Annotated in this window: 1 pseudogene; it reads left to right on the top strand. The window is 49.0% G+C overall.

The features are described 5' to 3' along the window. Positions 1–263: pseudogene (locus tag FD34_RS01315) on the top strand (IS30 family transposase); the annotation flags it as partial.

The raw sequence follows: 263 nt of genomic DNA, 5'->3' as shown, positions 1-263 counted from the left end.
AAGGTTGGTCAACGGGGGCGGAAGTCTTCGCTCACTAAAAACCTTAAACACTTGATCGAGGAAAAGCTTCAAACCCAGAAATGGTCACCTGAACAGGTTGCCCATGTGGTTGGGATTGCCTACAAGACGATCTATAACTGGATTGATCAAGGATGGCTTGATGTGCAGTTACCCGATTTGCCTGATCATGGAATTCGTCGCCATCGCGCTAAAGAAAAGCGTGGTACGTTCAGTCACGGCCGCTCCATTGAGGAGCGTTCTCA

It is taken from the genome of Limosilactobacillus pontis DSM 8475 (assembly GCF_001435345.1).
GTDB lineage: Bacteria > Bacillota > Bacilli > Lactobacillales > Lactobacillaceae > Limosilactobacillus > Limosilactobacillus pontis.
The sequence above is the reverse complement of the archived record's forward strand: the minus strand, read 5'-3'. Positions and strand labels throughout refer to the sequence as shown.